At 65.5% G+C, this 23,030-nt stretch carries 16 protein-coding genes; 10 read left to right on the plus strand and 6 right to left on the minus strand.

The genetic code is table 11. The features are described from left to right. The first annotated feature begins 148 nt into the window (after positions 1-148). The 8 genes from QQL87_RS11735 (at position 149) to QQL87_RS11770 (ending at position 11,984) form a co-directional block, all read left to right on the plus strand. Positions 149-1,042: a branched-chain amino acid ABC transporter permease gene (locus QQL87_RS11735; protein ID WP_284418039.1), complete on the plus strand. Its 894-nt coding sequence runs from the start codon at positions 149-151 to the stop codon at positions 1,040-1,042. A 3-nt stretch (positions 1,043-1,045) separates the two neighbouring features. Beyond that, entirely contained in the window at positions 1,046-2,119 is a 1,074-nt protein-coding gene (locus QQL87_RS11740; protein ID WP_284418038.1) for a branched-chain amino acid ABC transporter permease, read from the plus strand. 53 nt (positions 2,120-2,172) lie between these two features. Continuing rightward, a complete protein-coding gene (locus tag QQL87_RS11745; RefSeq protein WP_284418037.1) occupies positions 2,173-3,459 on the plus strand; it encodes an ABC transporter substrate-binding protein in 1,287 nt (428 codons plus the stop codon). A gap of 117 nt (positions 3,460-3,576) precedes the next feature. Next, positions 3,577-4,416: an ABC transporter ATP-binding protein gene (locus QQL87_RS11750; protein WP_284418036.1), complete on the plus strand. Its 840-nt coding sequence runs from the start codon at positions 3,577-3,579 to the stop codon at positions 4,414-4,416. A 191-nt stretch (positions 4,417-4,607) separates the two neighbouring features. Continuing rightward, positions 4,608-5,831, plus strand: coding sequence for a phenylacetate--CoA ligase family protein (locus tag QQL87_RS11755; protein WP_284418035.1), 1,224 nt, complete (start codon positions 4,608-4,610; stop codon positions 5,829-5,831). A gap of 132 nt (positions 5,832-5,963) precedes the next feature. Further along, a complete protein-coding gene (locus QQL87_RS11760; protein WP_284418034.1) occupies positions 5,964-7,154 on the plus strand; it encodes a CaiB/BaiF CoA transferase family protein in 1,191 nt (396 codons plus the stop codon). A 165-nt stretch (positions 7,155-7,319) separates the two neighbouring features. After that, positions 7,320-7,481, plus strand: coding sequence for a hypothetical protein (locus QQL87_RS11765; protein ID WP_284418033.1), 162 nt, complete (start codon positions 7,320-7,322; stop codon positions 7,479-7,481). 561 nt (positions 7,482-8,042) lie between these two features. Further along, positions 8,043-11,984 carry an autotransporter domain-containing protein gene (locus tag QQL87_RS11770; RefSeq protein ID WP_284418031.1) on the plus strand — a complete coding sequence of 1,314 codons (3,942 nt, stop codon included), beginning with the start codon at positions 8,043-8,045 and terminating at the stop codon, positions 11,982-11,984. 217 nt (positions 11,985-12,201) lie between these two features. Here the strand turns inward: QQL87_RS11770 and QQL87_RS11775 are convergent, their stop codons facing one another. From QQL87_RS11775 to QQL87_RS11800, 6 genes are all read right to left on the minus strand, one after another. Then, positions 12,202-13,722, minus strand: a complete 1,521-nt coding sequence (locus QQL87_RS11775; RefSeq protein WP_284418030.1) for a tripartite tricarboxylate transporter permease — start codon at positions 13,720-13,722, stop codon at positions 12,202-12,204. Between the two features lie 134 nt (positions 13,723-13,856). Next, positions 13,857-14,399, minus strand: coding sequence for a tripartite tricarboxylate transporter TctB family protein (locus QQL87_RS11780; protein WP_284418029.1), 543 nt, complete (start codon positions 14,397-14,399; stop codon positions 13,857-13,859). Positions 14,400-14,426: 27 nt separating this feature from the next. Beyond that, the gene (locus QQL87_RS11785) at positions 14,427-15,413 is read right to left on the minus strand and encodes a Bug family tripartite tricarboxylate transporter substrate binding protein (protein WP_284418028.1); all 987 of its coding nucleotides are present in this window, start codon (positions 15,411-15,413) and stop codon (positions 14,427-14,429) included. Positions 15,414-15,545: 132 nt separating this feature from the next. Next, on the minus strand, positions 15,546-16,343 hold the full coding sequence (locus QQL87_RS11790; RefSeq protein WP_284418027.1) for an enoyl-CoA hydratase/isomerase family protein: 798 nt from the start codon (positions 16,341-16,343) through the stop codon (positions 15,546-15,548). Further along, positions 16,343-17,536: a pyridoxal-phosphate-dependent aminotransferase family protein gene (locus tag QQL87_RS11795; RefSeq protein ID WP_284418026.1), complete on the minus strand. Its 1,194-nt coding sequence runs from the start codon at positions 17,534-17,536 to the stop codon at positions 16,343-16,345. The genes QQL87_RS11790 and QQL87_RS11795 overlap by 1 nt, the downstream gene beginning before the upstream one ends. Positions 17,537-17,744: 208 nt before the next feature. Next, positions 17,745-18,950 carry a pyridoxal-phosphate-dependent aminotransferase family protein gene (locus tag QQL87_RS11800; protein WP_284418025.1) on the minus strand — a complete coding sequence of 402 codons (1,206 nt, stop codon included), beginning with the start codon at positions 18,948-18,950 and terminating at the stop codon, positions 17,745-17,747. Positions 18,951-19,077: 127 nt separating this feature from the next. On the opposite strand from QQL87_RS11800, the gene QQL87_RS11805 reads away from it, so the two are divergent. Together QQL87_RS11805 and QQL87_RS11810 are read left to right on the plus strand one after the other, a co-directional pair. Next, on the plus strand, positions 19,078-19,845 hold the full coding sequence (locus QQL87_RS11805) for a GntR family transcriptional regulator (protein ID WP_284418024.1): 768 nt from the start codon (positions 19,078-19,080) through the stop codon (positions 19,843-19,845). A 117-nt stretch (positions 19,846-19,962) separates the two neighbouring features. Further along, entirely contained in the window at positions 19,963-22,917 is a 2,955-nt protein-coding gene (locus QQL87_RS11810) for an FAD-binding and (Fe-S)-binding domain-containing protein (protein ID WP_284418023.1), read from the plus strand. Positions 22,918-23,030 lie beyond the last annotated feature (113 nt).

The raw sequence follows: 23,030 nt of genomic DNA on the forward strand, positions 1-23,030 counted from the left end.
AGGGTGTGCCGGAGATCGACGCGAGATCCGTAGGGTGGGCAAAGGCGCGAAGCGCCGTGCCCACCGGCTCCAACACGGTCCAGCCGATGGTGGGCACGCTTCGCTTAGCCCACCCTACGAACGTCACTCACAGCGTGCCCGCACGATCATGAACACCTCCTTCCTCCTCCAGCTCCTGGTCAACGGCCTCGTGGTCGGCACGCTCTATGGCGTGGTGGCGATGTCGTTCGTGCTGATCTACAAGGCGACGCAGGTCGTCAATTTCGCGCAAGGCGAGCTGCTGCTGATCGGCGCCTGGGTGTGCTGGCTGCTGCTGACGAAGTATCAAGTGCCGTTCTGGATCGGCATGCCGCTGACGCTTGTCTTCATGTTCGCGTTCGGCATCGCTGTGCAGGTCGTGATTCTCCGTCCGATGATCGGCGAGCCCATCATCTCGGTCATCATGGTCACCATCGGGCTGTCGACCGTGTTCCAGGCGGCGCTGAAATGGATGTTCGGCGTCAATCCGCAGCCGTTCCCACCGGTGTTCGCGAGCAAAGCGGTCGATCTGTTCGGGCTGCAGATCCAGACCGTCTATGTCATGAGCCTCGTCGTCTCGCTGCTGATGATGCTGGGCATGGCCTGGTTCTTCAAGGCCTCCAAATATGGCCTTGCGATGCGCGCCACCGCCTTCAACCAGCAGGTCGCGCAGTCGCTCGGCATCTCCGTGAAGAACGTGTTCGCGATGGCCTGGGCGATCTCGGCCACGGTATCGGCCGTGGCCGGCGTCGTGGTCGCCGTCGTCAACGGCGTGTCGTCGGGCTTGTCGGCCTACGGCATCAAGGTGTTTCCGGCGGCGATCCTCGGCGGCCTCGATTCGGTCGGCGGCGCCGTGCTCGGCGGCATCATCATCGGCCTCCTCGAGAACATCGCGCAATATGTCGACAGCCAGTATCTGCACTGGGGCAATCTGTACGAGATCGCGCCGTTCTACGTCCTGATCATCATCCTGATGATCAAGCCCTACGGCCTGTTCGGCACCAAAGACATCGAGCGGATCTGAATCATGGTTGCGCGCTCCACGATACCTGCCGGTGACTTCCGCACCTCCTATGCGGCCGACACCACGATCTTCCCCACGAAGACCAGCCGCAATTTCGCGATCGCCGGCGTGATCCTGCTGTGCTTCGCGCCGCTCGTGTTCTCCGAATACTGGCTGTCGGTCTCGATCCAGATCGGCATCTTCGCGATCGCGGCGCTCGGCCTCAACATCCTGGTCGGATTCACCGGCCAGATCTCGATCGGCCAGGCCGGCTTCTTCCTGCTCGGCGCCTTCACCTCGGCCTACATCAACAACAGCTACGGGATCCCGGTGTTCTTCGCGATCCCGCTCGCCGGGGTGATCACGGCCCTCGTCGGCCTGATTTTCGGCCTTCCCGCCGCGCGGCTGAAGGGGCTTTATCTCGTCATCGCGACGCTCGCCGCGCAATATATCCTGCTCGACTTCTTCTCCCGCGCCGAATGGTTCTCCGGCGGCTCGGTGCCTGCTTCGGCCAATCCGTTCTCGATCTTCGGCTACACGCTGCGCGGCGACCGGCAGTACTTCTATGTCGTGCTGGCCTATGTGCTGGTCTGCTACCTCCTGGTCACCAACCTGATGCGCACCCGCGACGGCCGCGCGCTGATCGCCATCCGCGACCATTATCTCTCGGCCGAGATCATGGGCATCAACCTGACCAAATATCGGACGCTGTCATTCGGCCTTGCCGCCTTCTTTGCGGGCATCGCCGGCGCGCTGTATGCGCACTACCAGCTGGTGATCTCGCAGGAAGGCTTCGGCATCGAGCGCTCGATTCTGTTCCTCGCCATGATCATCATCGGCGGCACCGGCTCGGTCATGGGCACGCTGATGGGGACGGCCTTCGTCGTGCTGCTGCCGGAATCGATGGAGTGGCTGAGCCACAATCTGAAGGGCAGCGCCATCGACAAGGTGCTGTCGCTCAACAACAACATCACCTTCCTGCGCGAGATCGCGATCGGCCTGATCATCATCGGCTTCCTGATGTTCGAGCCGGACGGGCTCGCGCATCGCTGGCGCCAGATCAAGACCTACTGGAAGCTCTACCCGTTCTCACATTGAACCCAACCAAAGGGAACCGGTGACAATCCGGCCCGGACACAGGAGGAAACACCATGACGATGAAATCATTGCTCGGCTCGGCGGCCCTGGCGCTGCTCGCCGGCGCATTCGCCTCGACGGCGCAGGCGCAGCAGATCGCGATCGGCCATCTGCAGGATCTGTCGGGCGGCACGTCCGACGTCGGCACGCCCTACGGCCAGGGCGTCGCGGACACCTTCGCCTGGGTCAACAAGAACGGCGGCATCGGCGGCAAACAGCTTGCCGTCGACAGCAACGACTATGGCTACCAGGTGCCGCGCGCGATCAACCTCTACAAGAAGTGGTCGGCGCCCGACAACAAGGTCGCGGCGATCATGGGCTGGGGCACGGCCGACACCGAGGCGCTGACCGGCTTCCTCGCCAACGACAAGATCCCGGACATGTCCGGCTCCTACGCGGCTGCGCTCACCGATCCGGAAGGCACCAGCGGCAAGGCCAAGCCCGCGCCCTACAACTTCTTCTACGGTCCGAGCTACTCGGACGCACTGCGCGCCGAGTTGACCTGGGCGGCGGAGGATTGGAAGGCCAAGGGCAAGCCCGGCAAGCCGAAATTCGTCCACATGGGCGCCAACCACCCCTACCCCAACGCGCCGAAGGCCGCCGGTGAGGCGCTCGCCACCGAGCTCGGCTTCGAGGTGCTGCCGCCGCTGGTGTTCGCGCTCGCGCCGGGCGACTACAGCGCGCAGTGCCTGAGCCTGAAGAGTTCGGGCGCCAATTACGCCTATCTCGGCAACACCGCCGCCTCCAACATCTCGGTGATGAAAGCCTGCAAGAATGCCGGCGTCGAGATCCAGTTCCTGTCCAACGTCTGGGGCATGGATGAGAACGCCGCCAAGACCGCGGGCGACGCGGCTGACGGCGTCATCTTCCCGCTGCGCACCTCGGTGGCGTGGGGCGGCGATGCGCCGGGCATGAAGACGGTGCAGGAAATCTCCAAGATCTCCGATCCCTCCGGCAAGATCTATCGGCCCGTGCACTACGTCGCCGCGGTCTGCTCGTCGCTCTACATGAAGGAAGCGATCGACTGGGCCGCGAAGAACGGCGGCGCCACCGGCGAGAACGTCGCGAAGGGCTTCCACCAGAAGAAGGACTGGGTCCCGGCCGGCATGGAGGGCGTCTGCAGCCCCTCGACCTGGACCGAGAAGGATCACCGCGGCACCATGAAGGTCGACCTCTATCGCGCCCGCGTCACGGGCCCGACCGATGGCGACCTCAACGACATCATGGCCAAGGGCACGATCAAGCTCGAGAAGGTCAAGACCATCGAGCTGCCGCGCAAGGCCGAATGGGCGGGTTGGTAGTTCCTTACACCCAGCGTCATGGCCGGGCTTGTCCCGGCCATCCACGTGCTTACTCCCACGTCGAGAGGCGTGGATGCCCGGATCAAGCCCGGGCATGACGACGGATGGAGTGTCGCCATGACCGATACACTGGAAAATGCGCGGACGACGGCCGCAGCGGCGACAGCCGCCCCCCTGCTCTCCGTCCGCAACATCGAGGTCGTCTATGACGACGTCATCCTGGTGCTGCGCGGGCTCAGCCTCGACGTGCCCAAGGGCGCGATCGTCGCGCTGCTGGGCGCCAACGGCGCTGGCAAGTCGACGACGTTGAAGGCGATCTCCGGCCTGCTCAAGACCGAGGACGGCGAAGTCACGCGCGGCGAGATCATGTTCGATGGTGCCCGCATCGACGGCATCGATCCGGAGAAGATCGTTCGCCGCGGCATCTTCCAGGTCATGGAGGGGCGCCGCATCGTCTCCGACATGACTTCGCTGGAAAACCTCAAGCTCGGCGCGTTCACCCGCAACGATCGCGAGGTCAACAGCGACATCGAGATGGTGTTCAACTATTTCCCGCGGCTGAAGGAGCGCACCGGCCTCGCCGGTTATCTCTCCGGCGGTGAGCAGCAGATGCTGGCGATCGGGCGCGCGCTGATGGCGCGGCCGAAGATGATCCTGATGGACGAACCGTCGATGGGCCTGTCGCCGCTGCTGGTCAAGGAAGTGTTCGCGATCATCAAGGAGATCAACCGCGATCTCGGCGTCACGATACTGCTGGTCGAGCAGAACGCCCGCGCGGCGCTGTCGGTCGCGAGCCACGGCTATATCATGGAGCAAGGCAAGGTCGTGCTCGACGGCACGGCCGACAGCCTGCGCGACAATGAGGACGTCAAGGAGTTCTACCTCGGCGGCGCCGGCGACCAGCGCAAGAGCTTTAAGAACCTGAAGAGCTTCAAGCGGCGGAAGCGCTGGCTGTAGCCTCTTTCTTCTCCCTCTCCCCGTTCTTACGGGGGCGCGACGAGCTTCGCTCGCGCTGTGAGGGTCGGGGTGAGGGGCAGCTCCGGGCACCGCGCCCGCTGAGAGCCCCCCTCACCTGCATCGCATCTGGCGATGCGATGCGACCTCTCCCCGCACGCGGGGAGAGGTGAAGCGACACCTGGGGACCTGACATGACCACCCACTACGACGCCCTCGAGACCCGCGATCCCGCCATCCGCGAGCAGGATCTGTTCGGCCGCTTGCCGGATGTGCTGCGCGCCGCGATCAAAGCGCCGGCCTATGCCGCGCTGCTGCAGGGCATCGATCCCGCTGCCATCACCAGCCGGGCTGCGCTGGCCCAACTGCCGGTGCTGCGCAAGTCCGAGCTGCCGGCGCTGCACAAGGCCGCCCCGCCCTTCGGCGGTTTTGTCGCGCAGAGCCCCGGTGCGTTCTCGCGCCTGTTCACCTCGCCCGGACCGATCTTCGAGCCGGAAGCGACGCACAGCGATCCCTGGCGCGGCGCGCGCGCGCTGTTCGCGTCCGGCTTGCGCTGCGGTGACGTCGTGCTCAACACCTTCAGCTATCACCTGACGCCCGGCGGCTTCATCTTCGACGCCTCGGCGCGCGCGCTCGGCTGCGCGGTGATCCCGGCGGGTCCTGGGAATACCGAGGCGCAGTTCGAGCTGATCGAGACCTATCGGCCGGTCGGCTACAGCGGCACGCCAGACTTCCTGAAGATCCTGCTCGATGGCGCCGCCACTGCCGGCCGTGACGTCTCGTCGCTCAAGCGCGCGCTGGTGTCCGGCGCGGCGTTCCCGCCATCGCTGCAGGCGGAGATCAAGGCCCGTGGCGTCGATGCCTACCAGGCGTTCGGCACCGCCGATCTCGGCATCATCGCCTACGAGACATCAGCGCGCGAGGGCATGGTGGTCAATGAAGACCTGATCTTCGAGATCGTGCGACCCGGCACCGGCGATCCGGTCGCCGACGGCGACGTCGGCGAGATCATCGTCACCTCGCTCGATCCGCAGCATCCCTGGATCCGCCTGGCGCTCGGCGACCTCACCGCCACCCTGCCCGGTCTCAGCCCGTGCGGCCGCACCAACATGCGCATCAAGGGCTGGATGGGCCGCGCCGACCAGACCACCAAGATCAAGGGCATGTTCGTGCGACCCGAGCAGGTCGCCGAGATCGGCAAGCGCCATCCCGAGCTCGGCCGGCTCCGCCTGGTCGTCACCCGCGCCGGCGAGACCGACGCGATGACGTTGAAGGCCGAATGCGCCTCGCCGTCAGATGGCCTGCAGGACGCGCTCGCAGCGAGCCTGCGCAGCATCGCCAAGCTCGGCGGCGCCGTCGAGCTGGTCGCGCCGGGCACGCTGCCCAACGACGGCAAGATCATCGCCGACGAGCGCTGAGCCGGGTTTCTCGCACCAGGCGAAGCCCTGCAGCAGCGGCATGAGCGGCGCGGCGCGCACGGCCCCAGCGCAATTGTCGCCTCCCGCGCGCTCTCCTATACAGCCATGTCCCGACTTTCGGAGTTCGTCCGCATGGCCTTCCCGCGCGCGTCCAAAGCCCTGTCCCGCTTCACCGTGCTCGATCTGACGCGGGTGCGCGCCGGCCCGACCTGCGCGCGGCAATTCGCCGACTGGGGCGCCAACGTCATCAAGATCGACGCCATGATGGAAGACGGCGGCGAGGCCCTCGGCGGCCCGCGCCGCGGTGCCGACTTCCAGAACCTGCATCGCAACAAGCGCGCGATGAGCCTGAACCTGAAGGACCCCAAGGGGGTCGATGTGTTCATGCGGCTGGCCAGGCAGGCCGACGTCGTGATCGAGAACTATAGGCCGGACGTGAAGACCAAGCTCGGCATCGACTATGAGGCCGTGCGCAAGATCAATCCGCGCATAGTCTATGGCAGCATCTCGGGTTTCGGCCAGGACGGCCCTTACGCCAAGCGGCCGGGCTTCGATCAGATCGCACAGGGCATGGGCGGGCTGATGTCGATCACCGGCGCGCCCGGCGAGGGCCCGATGCGCGCGGGCATTCCGATCGCCGATCTCTCGGCAGGTCTCTCCTGCGCGATGGGCATCCTGACTGCGCTGCTCGAGCGCGAAGTCTCCGGCGAAGGCCAGTGGGTGCAGACGTCACTGCTGCAGGCGCAGATCTTCATGCTCGATTTCCAGGCCGCGCGCTGGCTGATGGAGAAGGACGTAGCGCCGCAGGCCGGCAACAATCATCCGACCAGCATTCCGACCGGCGTGTTCAAGACGTCGGACGGCTACATCAACATCGCCGCGACCGGCGGTCGCATCTGGGAGCGGCTGTGCCAGACGCTCGGCGCGCCCGAATGGATCGATAATCCGGACTATGCCACGGCGCCGGCGCGCTCGAAGAACCGCGACGCACTCAACGCCGAGATCAACGCACGGACGCTGGCGAAAACGAGCGAGCAATGGGTCGCCGAACTCAACGCCGCCGGCGTGCCCTGCGGGCCGATCTACGCCATCGATCAGATGTTCGACGACCCGCAGGTCAAGCATCTCGGCATGGCGCAGCAGGTCGCCAGCGACGACGGCCGCGACATCACGCTGGTGGCGCAACCCTTCACATTGTCGCGCACACCGAGCCACATGGCGGCGCGGCCGCCGGAGTTCGGTGAGCAGACCGAGGAGATCCTCTCCGAGTTCGGCTTCACCGACGGCGAGATCACCGATCTCCGGCTGCATCGGGTGGTGTGAGCAAATGCAGCACATTTTGCTGCACAGCACTCACACTGTGGCCCAGATGTCACCACTTTGGAACTTCAGACTTGGCGGGATTGAGGCCAAGGCAAGACCACGTTAATCTCTTTGCATGAGTTGATCGCGGACCCGAGGGCCCGCGCGTGTAAGGAGTAGCCTTCCATGAGCGCGACAGAATTGAACGAGTTTCTGACGGCGATGAACATCGTGCGCGACGCCAACGCGGCCGCACTAAATCATGGTGGCGCTCTGCCCTTCGATGAGTCCTCGCTCGACAACGACTCCGATTGGTACCACATGCCGGTCGCGGAGAACGCCAACTGAGACTGAGCTGCTGCGAGGTCGCACACTCTCTCAACTGTAGTCCGCTCTCTCTTGCTCGAAGCCTTCGTTCCGACAAACCGGACGAAGGCTTTTGCTTTTTCAGCTTCGGGATGGACTGAAGCGGCAACGCGTGCGCGCCTGACCCTACAAGACGAACGCAAAAAAAAGCCCGACGCAAGCGCCGGGCGAGGTGATCGTCTCGGGAGGAAACATCAGGGCGTGATGACCAGAGATCAGGCACCACGCGTGAGCAGCACAAGAACTGCCCATGAATGAAGCCTACCACCACTCTGCCTAAAAAGCTGTCATCGCAAAGACACAACCTCTGGAGAAGCGCCGCGGCTCTTCGAACAACGGTCCGATCGGCTCGCAACTCGTCTCCGGCAGCGTGGTAACGGTGCCACAGTAAGCCGCCGAATAGCGCTAGTTCCAATCCGCCCAAAAAGTCACAGTTCCCGGCCCCGCAGTTTTGCGTGCTCTTCGTGACAGCCTGCGCTTCCGACCGGCGCCGGCTTGGACACCCGAGTTGCGCAAAGGGCTGACGTGCTGATTCCACACAGAGTGAGGACCGATTGTCCGGCCGACCCGATCCGCCACGCGCGACTGGGCCGGCTGACAGCCACGACGGCGCTGCTGACGCTCGCATTGACAAGCCCCTCATTTGCGCAGGCAACGAATGGCGGCTCCGGCGGCAATATCAGCGGCAACGGCGGCACCAGTTCGGCCACCGGCACCGGAGCTAACGGTGCTGCGGGAAACAATATCACGCGCGGCGGCGGCGGCGGTGGCGCGGGCGCGGTTGGCGGTGACGGTGGGGGCGACTACTCCGGCCAATTCGTCGGCGGCCAGGGCGGCGCGGCTCCTGGCGAACGCGGGCATAGCGGCCAGGACGGTGGCGGAAGCTCGAGCGGCGGTGGCGGTGGTGGCGGCGCCCATGGCGCCGTCGCGACCACAGACGGCAGCAACGCGACGACGATCACCGGCGGCTATGGCGGCCGCGGCGGCTCCGCCAGCCTGAGCTGGGGAGGCGGCGGCGGTGGCGCCGGCGGCTACGGCCTCGTCATCGATGGCAGCGGCCTCAACTACACGAACACCGGCGCGATCGGCGGTGGCAGCGGCGGTGCCGGCGGGACGGCCAACAACAACGGGCATGGCGGCAGCGGCGGAGACGGTGGCTACGGAGCCTATCTGACCGGCCCGAGCATCCTCACCAATTCCGGCTCGATCACCGGCGGCAACGGCGGCGATGGCGGCAATGCTCTCAACAGCAACCAGAACCACGCCGGCGGCGACGGCGGCAATGGTGGTGCGGGCGTCGTCTTCGCGACCGGCGGAACGCTGATAAATTCCGGCACAATCACTGGAGGCGCAACAGGCGTCCGCGGCGTCGGCCAGGTCGGCGGCAGTTCGCCTGATGGCGCCTTCGGGTCAGCCGGGGACGGCGTGCGCGGGGCCAATCTCACCATCATCAACAGCGGCGCGATCTCTGCGGGATTGAACCTGGGCAGCGCCTGGGTGGTCGACGCCAACGCCATCACCTTCACCGGCGGCAGCAATGTGCTGGAGATCTGGGCCAGTTCGATCATCAACGGCAACGTCGTCGGCACCGGCACTGACACGTTCCGGCTCGGCGGCGCGGCGAACGGCAGCTTCGACGTGTCCAGCGTTGGTGCGTCCGCGCAATATCGGGGCTTCTCAGCTTTCGAGAAGACCGGCGCCGGCACCTGGACCCTGACCGGCACCACCACGGCGGTGACACCCTGGGCGATCAACCAGGGCACGCTGGCGGTTTCGACGGATGCCAGCCTGGGCGACAGCTCCGGGGCCCTCACATTCGGCGGCGGCACGCTGCGCTATCTCTCAGGCTTCAGCTCCAATCGGGACGTGACGCTCAATGCCGGCGGCGGCAGCTTCGACACCAATGGCAACAACGCCACGCTCGGCGGCGCCATCAGCGGCACCGGCAGCTTCACCAAGCTCGGTGCCGGCACCCTCACTCTGACCAACACCTCCAACGTCACCTACTCCGGCGACACCTTCATCAATGCCGGCACCTTGCAGGCAGGCGCGCCGGGCGTGTTGTCATTCGCCAGCGCCTACATGATCGCGAGCGGCGCCACGCTCGATCTCAATGGCTTCAGCAGCATGATCGGCTCGTTCGCAGGCAGCGGCAACGTGCTGCTCGGCGCGGGATCGCTCGAGACCGGCCACGATGGCCGAAGCACCATGTTCTCGGGCACGATCTCGGGCAGCGGCAGCTTGATCATCACCGCAGACCTCACCCTCAGCGGCACGAACACCTATACCGGGCCGACCACCCTCGAGGGCGGCACACTGCGGGCCGGCGCCGCTGGTGCGTTCGCGCCCCTGAGCTCCGTCCAGGTCAATGCCGGCATTCTCGATCTCAACGGCTTCGACCAGACCATCGGTTCGCTCGCCGGCGACGGCGCCGTCCTGCTCGGCGCGGCCACGCTGACGACAGGCGGCGACAACACCGGCACGACATTCTCCGGCACGATCTCCGGCAGCGGCGGCGTCACCAAGGCCGGCACCGGCACAATGACCTTTGCCGGCAGCAGCAGCTACTCTGGCGCGACCACGATCAACGCCGGCACCCTGCGCGCCGGAGCATCCAACGTGCTCGCCTCGGCCAGCGCGTTCATGATCGCGAACGGCGCCACGCTCGACCTCAACGGCTTCGACCAGACCATCGGCTCGCTCGCCGGCAGCGGCAGCGTGCTGCTCGGTGCTGGAACGCTGACGGCGGGCGGCAACAACGGCAGTTCGACCTTTTCTGGCACAATCTCCGGCAGCGGCGGTTTCACCAAGACCGGCAGCGGCCGGATGACGTTGACCGGCACCAACAGCTATACGGGTGCGACGATCATTAACGGCGGCGTGCTCGACGTCGAGGGCGCGATCACCAACACGTCGGGCGTGACCGTCAATTCCGGCGGCACGCTGATGGGCGCAGGCCTCGTCGATCCGCCGATGACGGTGAGCATCAACAATGGCGGTACGCTGGCGCCCGGCAACGGCACGGCCGGCTCGTCGATGAGCATCGTCGGCAATCTCGCCTTCCAGTCGGGCGCGTCCTATCTGGTGCAGCTCGATCCGACGACGGCCTCGTTCGCAAGCGTCACGGGATCGGCCACGCTCGGCGGCGCCACCGTGAATGCCGTGTTCGGCACTGGCGGCTATGTCGACAAGCGCTACACGATCCTGACCACCAGCGGCGGCATCTCCGGCAGCTTCGGGTCTGTTGTGAAGACCAACCTGCCGTCCGGCTTCAAGACCAGCCTGAGCTACGACGCCGACAACGTCTATCTCGATCTGATGCTGGCTTTCGCCCTGCCCGGCGGTCTCAACGGCAATCAGAAGGCAGTGGGTGATACGCTGTCGGCGTTCTTCGATCGCACCGGCGACATTCCGCTGGTGTTCGGCCGCTTGAACCAGGCCGGCCTGACCCAGGCCTCCGGCGAAAGCGCCACGGGCGTCCAGCAGACCACCTTCAACGCGATGAGCCAGTTCGCCGGGCTGCTGACCGATCCCTTCGCACAACGCCAAGGCGGCGGCGCCGCCAGCTACGCCGACACGACCCGCAAGCGCACCGACGCCTTCGCCATGCTGCCCGAGGAACGACCGGCGGATTTCGCGCAGCGCTGGAACGTGTGGGCGGCTGGCTTCGGCGGTTCGCAGTCCACCGGCGGCAATTCAGCTGTGGGGTCTAACGACACCACCAGCCGCATCGCCGGCACCGCCGTCGGCGCCGACTATCGGATCGCGCCGCAAACCATCGCGGGCTTTGCGCTCGGCGGAGGCGGCACCAGCTTCAGCGTCAACGGCCTCGGCTCCGGCCGCTCCGACCTGTTCCAGGCCGGTGCCTATCTGCATCATTATGCAGGCCCGAGCTATCTGAGAGCGGCGCTGGCCTATGGCTGGCAGGACGTCACCACGGACCGCAACGTGACGATCTCGGGCACTGACCGGCTGCGCGCGAGCTATCAGGCCAATGCCTGGACCGGCCGGATCGAGGGCGGCACGCGTGTCGTCGCGCCACTCGGCGGAATCGGCATTACGCCGTATGCGGCCGCGCAAGTCACCAGCCTGCGCCTGCCCGCTTACGTCGAGCAGGCCACAGCGGGCGCCTCCACCTTCGCCTTGAGCTACGCCGGCAAGACCGTCACCGCGACGCGCAGCGAGCTCGGCCTGCGCACCGACAAGTTCTACGCCCTGGCAGACGGCACCATCACCCTGCGCGGCCGCCTCGCCTGGGCGCACGACTTCAATCCGGATCGTTCGGCGACGGCGACGTTCCAGACGCTGCCCGGCGCGAGCTTCGTCGTGAACGGCGCAGCGCAGGCCCGCGATTCGGCGCTGACGACGACATCGATTGAGATGAGCTGGCTGAACGGCTGGAGTGCGATGGCGACGTTCGAGAGCGAAGTCTCCAACGTGACACGATCCTACGCGGGCAAGGGGACGGTGCGCTACGCGTGGTGAGAGCTGGTTTGGCGCTCACTTCGCCCGCGTCCAAAGACGATCGCACCTGACTAAGTTTCTCTCACATCTCCTCAAGGCCGTCATGGCCGGGCTTGTCCCGGCCATCCACGCCGTTCGGCACGCTGAGGACGACGTGGATGCCCGGGACGAGCCCGGGCATGACGAGGTCACTAACTAGCACCGCTGTCGTCGCGAGAAGAAAGCAGCTCTGCGCCTACTACGCCTCGGCCTTCGCGGCCGGCGGGCTCGCCTTGCCAAAACTCGCCACCAGCCGATCGATCAACGGCCAGAACAGCAGCAGGATCGCCAGCGTCGTGATCGTGCCGACCAGGCCGTTGGCCCAGAACACCTTCATGTTGCCGCCGGAGATGATCATCGACTGCCGGAACGCGTCCTCGGCGCGGCTGCCGAGCACCAGCGCCAAGGTGAAAGGTGCCAGCGGAATCTTGATCTTCTTGAAGACGTAGCCGACGACGCCGAAACCGAGCATCAGCCAGACGTCGAACATCGCGTTCTGGATCGCATAGGCGCCGATCGCACAGGACACCACTATCATCGGCGCGACGGCTGCGAACGGCACCCGCAGGATCGAGGCGAAGATCGGCACGGTCGACAGCACCAGCACGAGGCCGACGACATTGCCGAGATACATCGAGGCGATCAGGCCCCAGACGAAATCCTTGTGCTCCACGAACAGCAGCGGTCCGGGGTTGAGCCCCCACACCATCAGGCCGCCGAGCAGGATCGCCGCGGTGCCCGAGCCGGGAATGCCGAGCGCCAGCATCGGCAGCAGCGCCGCGGTGCCGGACGCATGCGCGGCGGTCTCAGGCGCGAACACGCCTTCGATGCGGCCCTTGCCGAAACTGTCCGGGTCCTTCGAGAAGCGCTTGGCGAGATTGTAGCCCATGAAGGAAGCCGCGATCGCGCCGCCCGGCGTGATGCCGAGCCAGCAGCCGATCACCGAGGAGCGCAGCAGGGTCAACCAGTATTTCGGCAGGTCCTTCCACACCGCAAGCACGGTGCGCAGCGAGATCGAGGCGGCGTGGCCGCGCAGCGCCAGGCGCTCCTCCATCGTCAGCAGTATCTCGCTGATGCCGAACAGACCGATGACGGCGACCAGGAAGTTGATGCCGCGCAGCAGATCGGTCGAGCCGAAGGTCATGCGCAGCTGACCCGACACGGTGTCCATGCCGACGCCGGCGAGCAGCAGCCCGAGCGACATCGCGATGACCGTCTTGTGCTTGTCCTCGCGCCCCAGCCCGACGAACGAGCAGAAGGTCAGCAGATAGACCGCGAAGAACTCGGGCGGGCCGAACTTCAGCGCGAAGGACGAGATCCACGGCGCCAGGAACGTGATCAGCAGCACCGCGACCAGCGAGCCGATGAAGGACGAGGTGAAGGCCGCCGTCAGCGCCTCAGCCGCCTTGCCCTGCTGGGCCATCGGATAGCCGTCGAACGTGGTCGCCACCGACCAGGCCTCGCCGGGAATGTTGAACAGGATCGAGGTGATGGCGCCGCCGAACAGCGCGCCCCAGTAGATGCAGGACAGCATCACGATGGCCGAGGTCGGGTCCATCGAGAAAGTCAGCGGCAGCAGGATCGCGACGCCGTTGGGGCCGCCGAGCCCCGGCAGCACGCCGACAAAGACGCCGAGCACCAGCCCGACCATCATCAGCGCCAGCGTCTTCCAGGTCAGGAGGACCGCGAACCCGTGCAGCAGGAGACCCAGAGCTTCCATTACTTGGCTTCCATCAGTCAATTCCACTTGCTCCGTCATCGCGAGGAGCGAAGCGACGACGCGATCCAGGAGTTGTCAGGCTCTGCCCTGGACTGCTTCGCTTCGCTCGCAATGACGGTTGGTGAGAGGATTGGTCAGTACCCGAACGCCGCTTCGAGCGGTCCCTTTGGCATGAGCACGTCGAACACGATATCGAAGGTCACGAACATCACGGCACTGAACAGGAACGCCGTGAGCAGCGATTTCCAGATCGCGATCTTGCCGACGATGCGCATGAAGCCGGCGATCAGCAGGAAGCTCGCGACGTAGATGCCGAGAAACTGCATGGCGATGCAAAACAGCAGCGTCGGCACGAACACCGCCATCACGCGGCGCAGCTGCGCCCGCGTCACGAAGGTCTCGACCGCTTCCTTGCCGGACAGGAACGCCGCGCCGATTCCGTAAAGGCTGGCGCCGCCGAGGATTACCGACAGATAGAACGGAAAGTAGCCAGGCTCGGGACCGGTGGAGTCCCAGGAGGCGCCGGTCCGCCAATTGTCCCAGGCGAGCACGACGGCCAGCGCGAGCAGCAGTAGCGACACGGCCACGTCGACCGTGCGGCTGTTGGTCACGGCCGGAGAATTCTCCTCCGGAGCGGTCGGATCATCGACGGCGATTTCGAGCTCGGCGTTTGACATCGATCCTCCGTCCCCCACGGCCTCGTCCTACTTCGCGACGAAGCCGGCTTCCGTCATCAGCTGCTTGTTGAGCGAGCCGTCCTCTTCGAGGAACTGCAGCATGTCCTTGCCGGTGAGAAAGATCGGCTTGAGCGCCTGCTTTTCCATGTAGTCTTTGTACTCTGCCGTCTGCACCAGCTTGCTGAACAGGTCGACATAGAACTCCTGCTGCTCCGGCGTGACCTTGCCCGGCAGGAACATGCCGCGCAGCATCAGGTACTGCACGTCCAGCCCCTGCTCCTTGCAGGTCGGAATGTCGTTCCAGGATTGCGTCTCCGTGACCTTCGTCGTGTAGGAGATGCGCTCCTTGTCGAACACGCAGAGCGGCCGCACCTGTCCGGCGCGCCAGACCTCGAGATTCTCGGAAGGATTATTGACGTTGGATTCGGTGTGGCCGCCGACCAGCTGGGTCGCGGCCTCGCCGCCCGACTTGTAGGGCAGATAGGAGAACTTGGCGCCGGTCTTCTTCTCCATGAAGACGGTCAGCACGTGGTCCTCACGCTTGGAGCCGGTGCCGCCCATCTTGAACGGCGAGCTCGACGCCTTGGCGGCCTCGATGAACTCCTTCACCGTCTTCGGGCCGTTGACGTTGTCCCACAGCACGAACTGGTCGAGCGCAATCACCGCAACCGGCGACAACTCGCGCCAGTCGAACGGCAGCTTGGCCGACAGCGGCAGCATGTAGATCAGCGAATAGGCGATCAGGACCTTGTTCGGATCGCCATCGCTGGACTTCATGTACATCAGCGCTTCCGCACCCGATGCGCCGCCCTTGAGCGACACGACGACGGGCTGCTTCAGCAGATTGTTCTTCTGGATCGCGGCTTGCATCATCCGCGCCATCTGGTCGGATGCACCGCCGGCGCCGGCGGCAACGACGATCTCGACCGGCTTGGTCGGCTCCCAGCCGGCGAAGGCCGGCGCACTTGCGAAAAGGGCCACAGTGGTGGCCGCGATCTTGATCAGGTTACGCACGTGTTTTCATCCCCGTTCGAAGCGCCAGCTTGTATCCTACCAGGATACTGCCGGCTTATTGTGGTCACTTCAAGAACACAAGCGAGATGCGGCCTCATGACATCGGCATAAGGTCGCAACACCAGCATCGGACTACTTGCCCTTCCAGTTCGGCGTCCGCTTGTTGAGGAACGCGTCCATGCCCTCGCGGAAATCCTCGCTCATATAGGCCCGCAGGATCAGGTCCTCGCCTTCGTCACGCGACAGCGTCCGGCGGATGCGGCGCACCGCCTCCTTGGTCACTTCGAGCGTGATCGGCGCATGCGAGGCAATGAGTTTTGCCGTCTCCAGCGCCCGCGTCTGCAGGGTTTCGACGTCAGGCACGATTTCATTGAGCAGGCCGAGCGCGAGCGCCTCCGGCGCTTCGACCAGCCGCGCCTTGAAGATCAGGTCCTTCGTGCGCGCCGGTCCAATCAGGGACACCACGCGCGAAATGTTCGACATCGACAGACAGTTGCCGAGCGTGCGCGCGATTGGAAAGCCCATACGGGTCGTCTCGGTGCCGATGCGGATGTCGCAGCAGGCCGCGATGCCGGCGCCGCCGCCTGTGCAGGCGCCCGCGATCGCCGCGATCACGGGCACGCGGCACATTTCGAGCGTGCCGAGCACGCGGTCGATCCGCGCCTCATAGTCGAGCGCATCCTGAGCGGTCTTGAAGGCACGGAACTGGGAGATGTCGGTGCCGGAGGCGAAGGCCTTGTCGCCGGCGCCGGTCAGGATCAGCGCCTTGATCGACCGGTCGGCATTGATGGCCTCGCAAATCGAGGCCATCTGGTCGTACATCGCGAAAGTCATCGCGTTGCGCGCCTGCGGCCGGTTGAAGGTGATCTTGGCGATGCCGTCGTCGACGGCATAGATGAGATCGTCGGAGCCGGTCACAGGTGCGTTCATCAGGCCACCTTCGAGATCGGCGCCGTCTCGCGCGCCTTCAGGACATCCATCGCCGCAAGCACGCCACCGGCGCGATGCGGAACGCCAGCAAGCGCAAGACCCATCTCGACGCCGGAGAGCGTACCCATCAGCATCAGGTCGTTGAAATGACCGATATGGCCGATGCGGAACACCTTGCCCTTGATCTTGTTGAGGCCGGTGCCGAGCGACATGTCGAAATTCTCGAGAACGAGCTTGCGGAACTGATCGGCATCATGCCCCTCGGGCATCACCACGCCGGTCAGCGCCGGCGAATGCGCCTGCGGATCGGCGCACTGCGTGTCGAGGCCCCAGGCCTTCACGGCAGCGCGGGTAGCCAGGCTGTGGCGGCGGTGGCGCGCGAATACGTTCTCGTGGCCCTCCTCCTCCAGCATCTTCAGCGCCTCGTTGAGACCCATCAGCAGATTGCACGCCGGCGTATAGGGGAAGGTGCCGAGCTTGTTGAAGGTGATGATCTCCTGCCAGTCCCAGTAGGAACGCATGCCAGGATTGGCCTTGGCAACGGCCAGCGCCTTCTCGGAGACGGCGTTGAAGCCGAGGCCCGGCGGCAGCATCAGGCCCTTCTGCGAGCCGGCGACGGAGACGTCGATGCCCCAGGCATCGTGCTCATACTCCATCGAGCCCAGGCCGGAGATGGTGTCGACCATCAGCAGCGCCGGATGGCCGGCGCGATCGAGCGCCTTGCGCACTTCGAGCGGCGGCGTCAGGCAGCCGGTCGAGGTCTCGTTGTGCACGACGCAGACGGCCTTGATCTTGTGCGCCTTGTCATCGACGAGGCGCTGCTCGATCGCGGCGATGTCGGCGCCATGGCGCCAGTCGCCGGCAACGAAGTCGACGTCGAGCTTGAACTTGTCGGCGATGCCGCGCCAGAGCACGGCGAACTGGCCGGTCTCCGCCATCAGCACCTTGTCGCCAGGCGCGAGCGTATTGACGATCGCAGCTTCCCACGCGCCGGTGCCGGACGACGGATAGATGACCACCGGCTGCTTGGTGCGAAAGATGCGCTGGCTGGCCGCCAGCACGGCGAAACCGAGCTCGGCGAACTCGGGACCCCGGTGATCCAACGTCGGCATGTCCATCGCGCGCAGCACGCGATCGGGCACGTTGGTCGGCCCCGGAATCTGAAGAAAATGCCGTCCTGTGTGCACAGTCATTGGCGTCCATCCCCGGTCATTTGGTTGGTGCGCGGACGTGGCATCCCACGCGCTCGCCGCGCTTTTCTCCCGCCAGACCGCTGGCGTCAATAAAGAAGACGCAGGCACCGATCGCTTCGGGCTGACATCCCTCAGATGCACACCAATCTCCCTCGTCGGTGCAGTGCGGCATGACCCGATGGCCCCAGGCGCCGCACGCGATTCAGCCTCATTTCACCACGGCAAGATGCCGCGGCGCATTGCCCGGAAGCGGCTGCTCCAAGAGCGCCATCGCGGCATCGACACCTCCGGCCCGATGCGGCACGCCGGCCACGCGCAGCCCCATCTCGACACCGCTCAGCGCAGCCATCAGGGTCAGCTCGTTGCACTCGCCGAGATGGCCAATGCGGAACACCTTGCCGGCGACCTTGGACAGCCCCGAGCCGAGCGACATGTTGAAATTGTCGAGCACGACCTGACGGAACTCATCGGCATTATGACCCGGCGGCATCAGCACCGCGGTCAGCACCGGCGAATGGTCCTTCGGCTCCTGGCACAGCACCTCGAGGCCCCAATGCTCGACCGCGGCGCGGGTCGCAGCCGCGAGCCTCAGGTGACGCGCGAACACCTGGTCGAGCCCTTCCTCGAGCAGCATCGCAATCGCTTCACGCAGGCCGTAAAGCAAGTTGGTCGCCGGCGTGTACGGGAAGAAGCCGTTCGCGTTCAGCTTCAGCATGTCCTCCCAATCCCAGAACGAGCGCGGCATCTTGTTGGTCCTGGCCACCGCGCGCGCCTTGTCCGAGACGGCATTGAAGCCGAGCCCCGGCGGCAGCATCAAGCCCTTCTGCGAGCATGACACCGCGACATCGACCTTCCATTCGTCGAAGCGGAAGTCGGCCGAGGCGAGACCGGAGATCGTATCGACCATCAGCAGCGCTGGATGCCCCGCACGATCCATCGCCGCGCGCACCTCGCCGATCCGGCTGGTCGCGCCGGTCGAGGTCTCGTTGTGCACGACCATCACCGCCTTGAGCTGGTGCGCCGTGTCCGCCGTGAGCTTTTCCTCGATGGCCGAGGGATCGACGCCGCGCCGCCAGTCGCCCGGGATGAAATCGACCTCGATGCCCCAGCGCGCCGCCATCTGCCGCCACAGCGTGGCGAAGTGACCGGTCTCCACCATCAAGACCCTGTCGCCCGGCGACAGCGTGTTGACGATCGCCGCCTCCCAGGCACCGGTGCCGGACGACGGATAGATGATCACCGGGCTCGTGGTCTTGAAGATGGCCTGCGAGCCAGCGAGCACGGCCTTGCCGAGTTCGGCGAACTCGGCGCTGCGGTGATCGATCACCGGCATATCCATCGCCCGCAGAACCCGCTCGGGCACGGGACTCGGGCCCGGAATATGCAAGAAATGACGGCCTTGGTGACGGGTCACGGCAGATCTCCGGAGCTCAACGGCATTCGAGCACCAATGATTGCATGCATTTTTGATGAACACAACAACATAACGCATTCATATATAAGGTCGACCACATCTGTAACACCCGCTACACTCCTCCCGCATGAACTCCACGATTCCCGATATCGAAACTGCCCTTGCGGCAGAACCTGAGGACCGCCCCGCCCCCGCGCGTGACGAGACCTCGCTGCATGACGAGATCCTGGCGCGGTTGCGCGACTACATCGTCGAGGGTCACGTGGCCGATGGCGGCCGCCTCTCCGAGCGGCAATTGTGCGAGATGCTGGGGGTGTCGCGCACGCCCTTGCGCGAAGCGCTGAAGGTCCTGGCGGCGGAGGGACTGGTCGAGCTGCTGCCCAACCGCGGCGCGCGGGTTCGCGCCCTCAGCGCGGCCGACATCCAGGAATTGTTCGACCTGATGGGAGGGCTCGAAGGCCTGGCCGGGCGCCTCGCCTGCGAACGCATCTCGGATGAAGAGATCGAAAAAATCGAGCAGCTTCATCATGATATGTATGGTTTCTACATGCGGCAGGACATGCAGAATTATTTCCGCATGAACCAGCTGATCCATCGCGCGATCGTCGATGCCGCCGCCAATGCGACGCTTCATGCAACCTATGAGAGCCTTGCGGGACGGATCCGGCGGGTGCGCTTCTCAGCCAATTTCGCCCACAAGCGCGAGCGCTGGAGCGAGGCGATGCGCGAGCATGAGCAGATCCTCGAAGCCCTGCGCCGGCGCGCCGGGAGCGAGCTGTCCGATATCCTGTTCCAGCACCTGCGCAACAAGGGCACGGCGGCGATCGACTACTTTGCCGAGACTCAACTGACAGCTGCACCGCACACAGGCAGTAAACCGAACAGGATGGAATAGCGCAGCAGGCTGCTCTATATTGAATGCAATCGGATTGACGCATTTCCAGAAATGCATGACACGAAGGCTGAGGAGCGCCCCCGTTAAGGGATAACCGCGACCGACCAGGAACCATCCATGCCGAACGCCAAAGCCGGTCCGTCCCGTCTCGAACAGAAGCTGCGCGCCGAGATCACGGGCGACGTCTTCTTCGACCGCTTCAACCGCGGCCGCTACGCCACCGACGCCTCGTTCTACCAGGTCATTCCGGCCGGCGTGGTGGTGCCGCGCACCATGGACGAGGCCCTGCGCGCGCTCGCCATCGCCCGCGATGACGGCCGCATCGTCACCCCGCGCGGCGGCGGCACCTCGCAATGTGGGCAGACCGTCAATGAAGGGATCGTCATCGACGTCTCCAAGCACCTGAACCGGATTGTCTCGCTCGACGTCGAGGCGCGGACCTGCATGGTCGAGCCGGGCATCGTGCTGGATGACCTCAACCGCCAGCTCAAGCAGCACGGCCTGTGGTTTCCGGTCGATGTCTCCACCGCATCGCGCGCCACGATCGGCGGCATGGCCGGCAACAATTCCTGCGGCGGCCGCTCGCTGCGCTACGGCACGATGCGCGACAACACCATCGCGATCGACGCGGCGCTCGCCGACGGCACCCAGGCGCGCTTCGGCGAGGTGCCGCGCGATATCAGCGGCGTCGACGCGCCGGAGAACGCCCGCGCGCTATTCCGCGACATGCTGGCGCTGGGAGAGCGCGAGGCCGCGGAGATCGCCGACAGGTTTCCCAAGGTGCAGCGCCGGGTCGGCGGCTACAATCTCGATGCGCTGACGCCGCGCAACGCCGCCAACAATCTCGCACACCTTTTGGTCGGCTCCGAAGGCACGCTCGCCTTCTCCACCCGGATCGAGCTGAAGCTTTGGCCGCTGATCCGCACCAAGGTGCTCGGTGTCTGCCATTTCGGCAGCTTCTATGAGGCGATGGACGCGGCCCAGCATCTCGTCAAGCTGAAGCCGATCGCCGTCGAACTGGTCGATCGCACCATGATCGGGCTTGGCCGCGACATCGCGATGTTCCAGCCGGTGATCGCGGCTGCCGTGCGCGGCGACCCCGATGCGATCCTGGTGGTGGAGTTCGCCGAGGAAACCAAGGATGAGAACCTCGCCAAGCTGAAGCAGCTCGGCGAGCTGATGGGCGACCTCGGCTTCGCATGGTCCAATGAGCCGCGCAAATGGGGCGGTGTCGTCGAGATATCAGACCCCGCCCTGCAGACCGCCGTCGCCGACTTCCGTGCGGCCGGCCTCAACGTGATGATGTCGATGAAGGAGGCCGGCAAGCCGGTGTCGTTCGTCGAGGACTGCGCGGTGCCGCTGCCGCATCTCGCCGACTATACCGCGCGGCTGAACGAGGTGTTTGCGAAGCACGGCACCCGCGGGACGATGTATGCACATGCCTCCGAGGGCTGCCTGCACGTTCGCCCGGTGCTGAACCTGAAGCTGGAGAAGGACGTCAAGGCGATGCGGGCCATCGCCGAGGACGCCTTCGCCATGGTGCGCGAGTACAAGGGCTCGCATTCCGGCGAGCATGGCGACGGCATCGTGCGCTCGGAATTCCACGCGCAGATGTTTGGCAGCCGCATCGTCGCCGATTTCAAGGAGATCAAGCAGCGCTTCGATCCCGGCAACGTCCTCAACCCCGGCCGTATCGTCGATCCACCGAAAATGGACGACCGCTCGCTGTTCCGCTACCCGCCGGACTATCGCATCGATGACATCAAGACCGTGCTGGACTGGTCGGCCTATCCCGGCGCCTCCGGCGGCTTCCAGGGCGCGATCGAGATGTGCAACAACAACGGCGCCTGCCGCAAGCTCGACGGCGGGGTGATGTGTCCGTCCTATCGCGCCACCCGCGACGAGAAGGATGTCACGCGCGGACGCGCCAATACCTTGCGGCTTGCGATCTCAGGCCAGCTCGGTCCCGGCGCACTGTCATCCGACGAGATGATGGAAACGCTCAAACTGTGCGTCTCCTGCAAGGCCTGTCGCCGCGAGTGCCCGACCGGCGTCGACATGGCCAAGATGAAGATCGAGGTGCTGGCCGCGCGCGCAACGACGCATGGCCTCACCCTGCGCGACAAGCTCGTGGCCTATCTGCCGCGCTATGCCGATCTCGCCGCGCGCTTCGCGCCGCTCGCAAACCTACGCAATCACAGCGCACTCTTGCGCGCCCTGATGGAGCGTGTCGCCGGCATCAGTGCCAAGCGGAAGCTGCCCGCGTTCCGCAGCGACACCTTCCGCGCCGACGCCGAGGCCTTCGGGCCGGAGAACGGCCGCGAGGTCGTGCTGTTCGGCGACACCTTCAACCGCGTCTATGAGCGCGAAAATCTCGGCGCCGCGCTGCGCGTGCTGATCGCCGGCGGCTATCGCGTCTACGTTCCCAAGCCGGCCGATGGCGGCCGCGCGCTGTGCTGCGGCCGGACCTTCCTCTCGGCGGGTCTCGTCGACGAAGCCAAGTCCGAGCTGCAGCGCCTGGTCGAGACCTACGCGCCCTTTGCCTCGCGCGGCGTGCCGATCATCGGCCTGGAGCCGAGCTGCCTGCTGACGCTGCGCGACGAGCTGCTGTCGCTGCGCAACGACACCACGGCGAAGAGCATCAGCGCCCACGCGCTGCTGCTGGAGGAGTTTCTAGCCCGCGAGGCCGAGACCGGCCGGCTGGCGCTGCCGCTCGGCGCGCTGCCCGGCAGGGCGCTGCTGCACGGCCATTGCCACCAGAAATCTTTCGCCGCGTTCAAGCCGGTCGAGCAGGTGCTGCGGCTCATTCCGGAGCTCGAGGTCGAGACGATCGAGTCGTCCTGCTGCGGCATGGCCGGTGCCTTCGGCTACGGCGCCGAGACCTACGAGGTCTCGCTGCAGATGGCGGAAGCGTCGTTGCTGCCGGCCGTACGCAGGGCTGACAGTTCGACCTTCATCGTCGCCGACGGTACGTCCTGCCGCCACCAGATCCAGGACGGCGCCGACCGTGGTGCCGTTCATGCCGCGCAGCTCCTAGCGATGAGCCTGGAGCGGGCGCAAGCATCGACGTAGTTCGTAGTTCGTAGGGTGGGCAAAGCGCAGCGTGCCCACCGCCTCCCTTCCGCTTCGCAAGATGGTGGGCACGCTGCGCTTTACCCACCCTACGCAGCTCGACAACACAAAGG

This window comes from Bradyrhizobium sp. SSBR45G (genome assembly GCF_030159255.1).
In the GTDB taxonomy this organism is placed as follows: domain Bacteria; phylum Pseudomonadota; class Alphaproteobacteria; order Rhizobiales; family Xanthobacteraceae; genus Bradyrhizobium.

Bases quoted from the DNA above. Each gene is read 5' to 3' on its own strand.
- QQL87_RS11735 (WP_284418039.1), top strand. From the start codon at position 149: ATGAACACCTCCTTCCTCCTCCAGCTCCTGGTCAACGGCCTCGTGGTC.
- QQL87_RS11740 (WP_284418038.1), top strand. From the start codon at position 1,046: ATGGTTGCGCGCTCCACGATACCTGCCGGTGACTTCCGCACCTCCTAT.
- QQL87_RS11745 (WP_284418037.1), top strand. From the start codon at position 2,173: ATGACGATGAAATCATTGCTCGGCTCGGCGGCCCTGGCGCTGCTCGCC.
- QQL87_RS11750 (WP_284418036.1), top strand. From the start codon at position 3,577: ATGACCGATACACTGGAAAATGCGCGGACGACGGCCGCAGCGGCGACA.
- QQL87_RS11755 (WP_284418035.1), top strand. From the start codon at position 4,608: ATGACCACCCACTACGACGCCCTCGAGACCCGCGATCCCGCCATCCGC.
- QQL87_RS11760 (WP_284418034.1), top strand. From the start codon at position 5,964: ATGGCCTTCCCGCGCGCGTCCAAAGCCCTGTCCCGCTTCACCGTGCTC.
- QQL87_RS11765 (WP_284418033.1), top strand. From the start codon at position 7,320: ATGAGCGCGACAGAATTGAACGAGTTTCTGACGGCGATGAACATCGTG.
- QQL87_RS11775 (WP_284418030.1), bottom strand. From the start codon at position 13,722: ATGGAAGCTCTGGGTCTCCTGCTGCACGGGTTCGCGGTCCTCCTGACC.
- QQL87_RS11780 (WP_284418029.1), bottom strand. From the start codon at position 14,399: ATGTCAAACGCCGAGCTCGAAATCGCCGTCGATGATCCGACCGCTCCG.
- QQL87_RS11790 (WP_284418027.1), bottom strand. From the start codon at position 16,343: ATGAACGCACCTGTGACCGGCTCCGACGATCTCATCTATGCCGTCGAC.
- QQL87_RS11795 (WP_284418026.1), bottom strand. From the start codon at position 17,536: ATGACTGTGCACACAGGACGGCATTTTCTTCAGATTCCGGGGCCGACC.
- QQL87_RS11805 (WP_284418024.1), top strand. From the start codon at position 19,078: ATGAACTCCACGATTCCCGATATCGAAACTGCCCTTGCGGCAGAACCT.
- QQL87_RS11810 (WP_284418023.1), top strand. From the start codon at position 19,963: ATGCCGAACGCCAAAGCCGGTCCGTCCCGTCTCGAACAGAAGCTGCGC.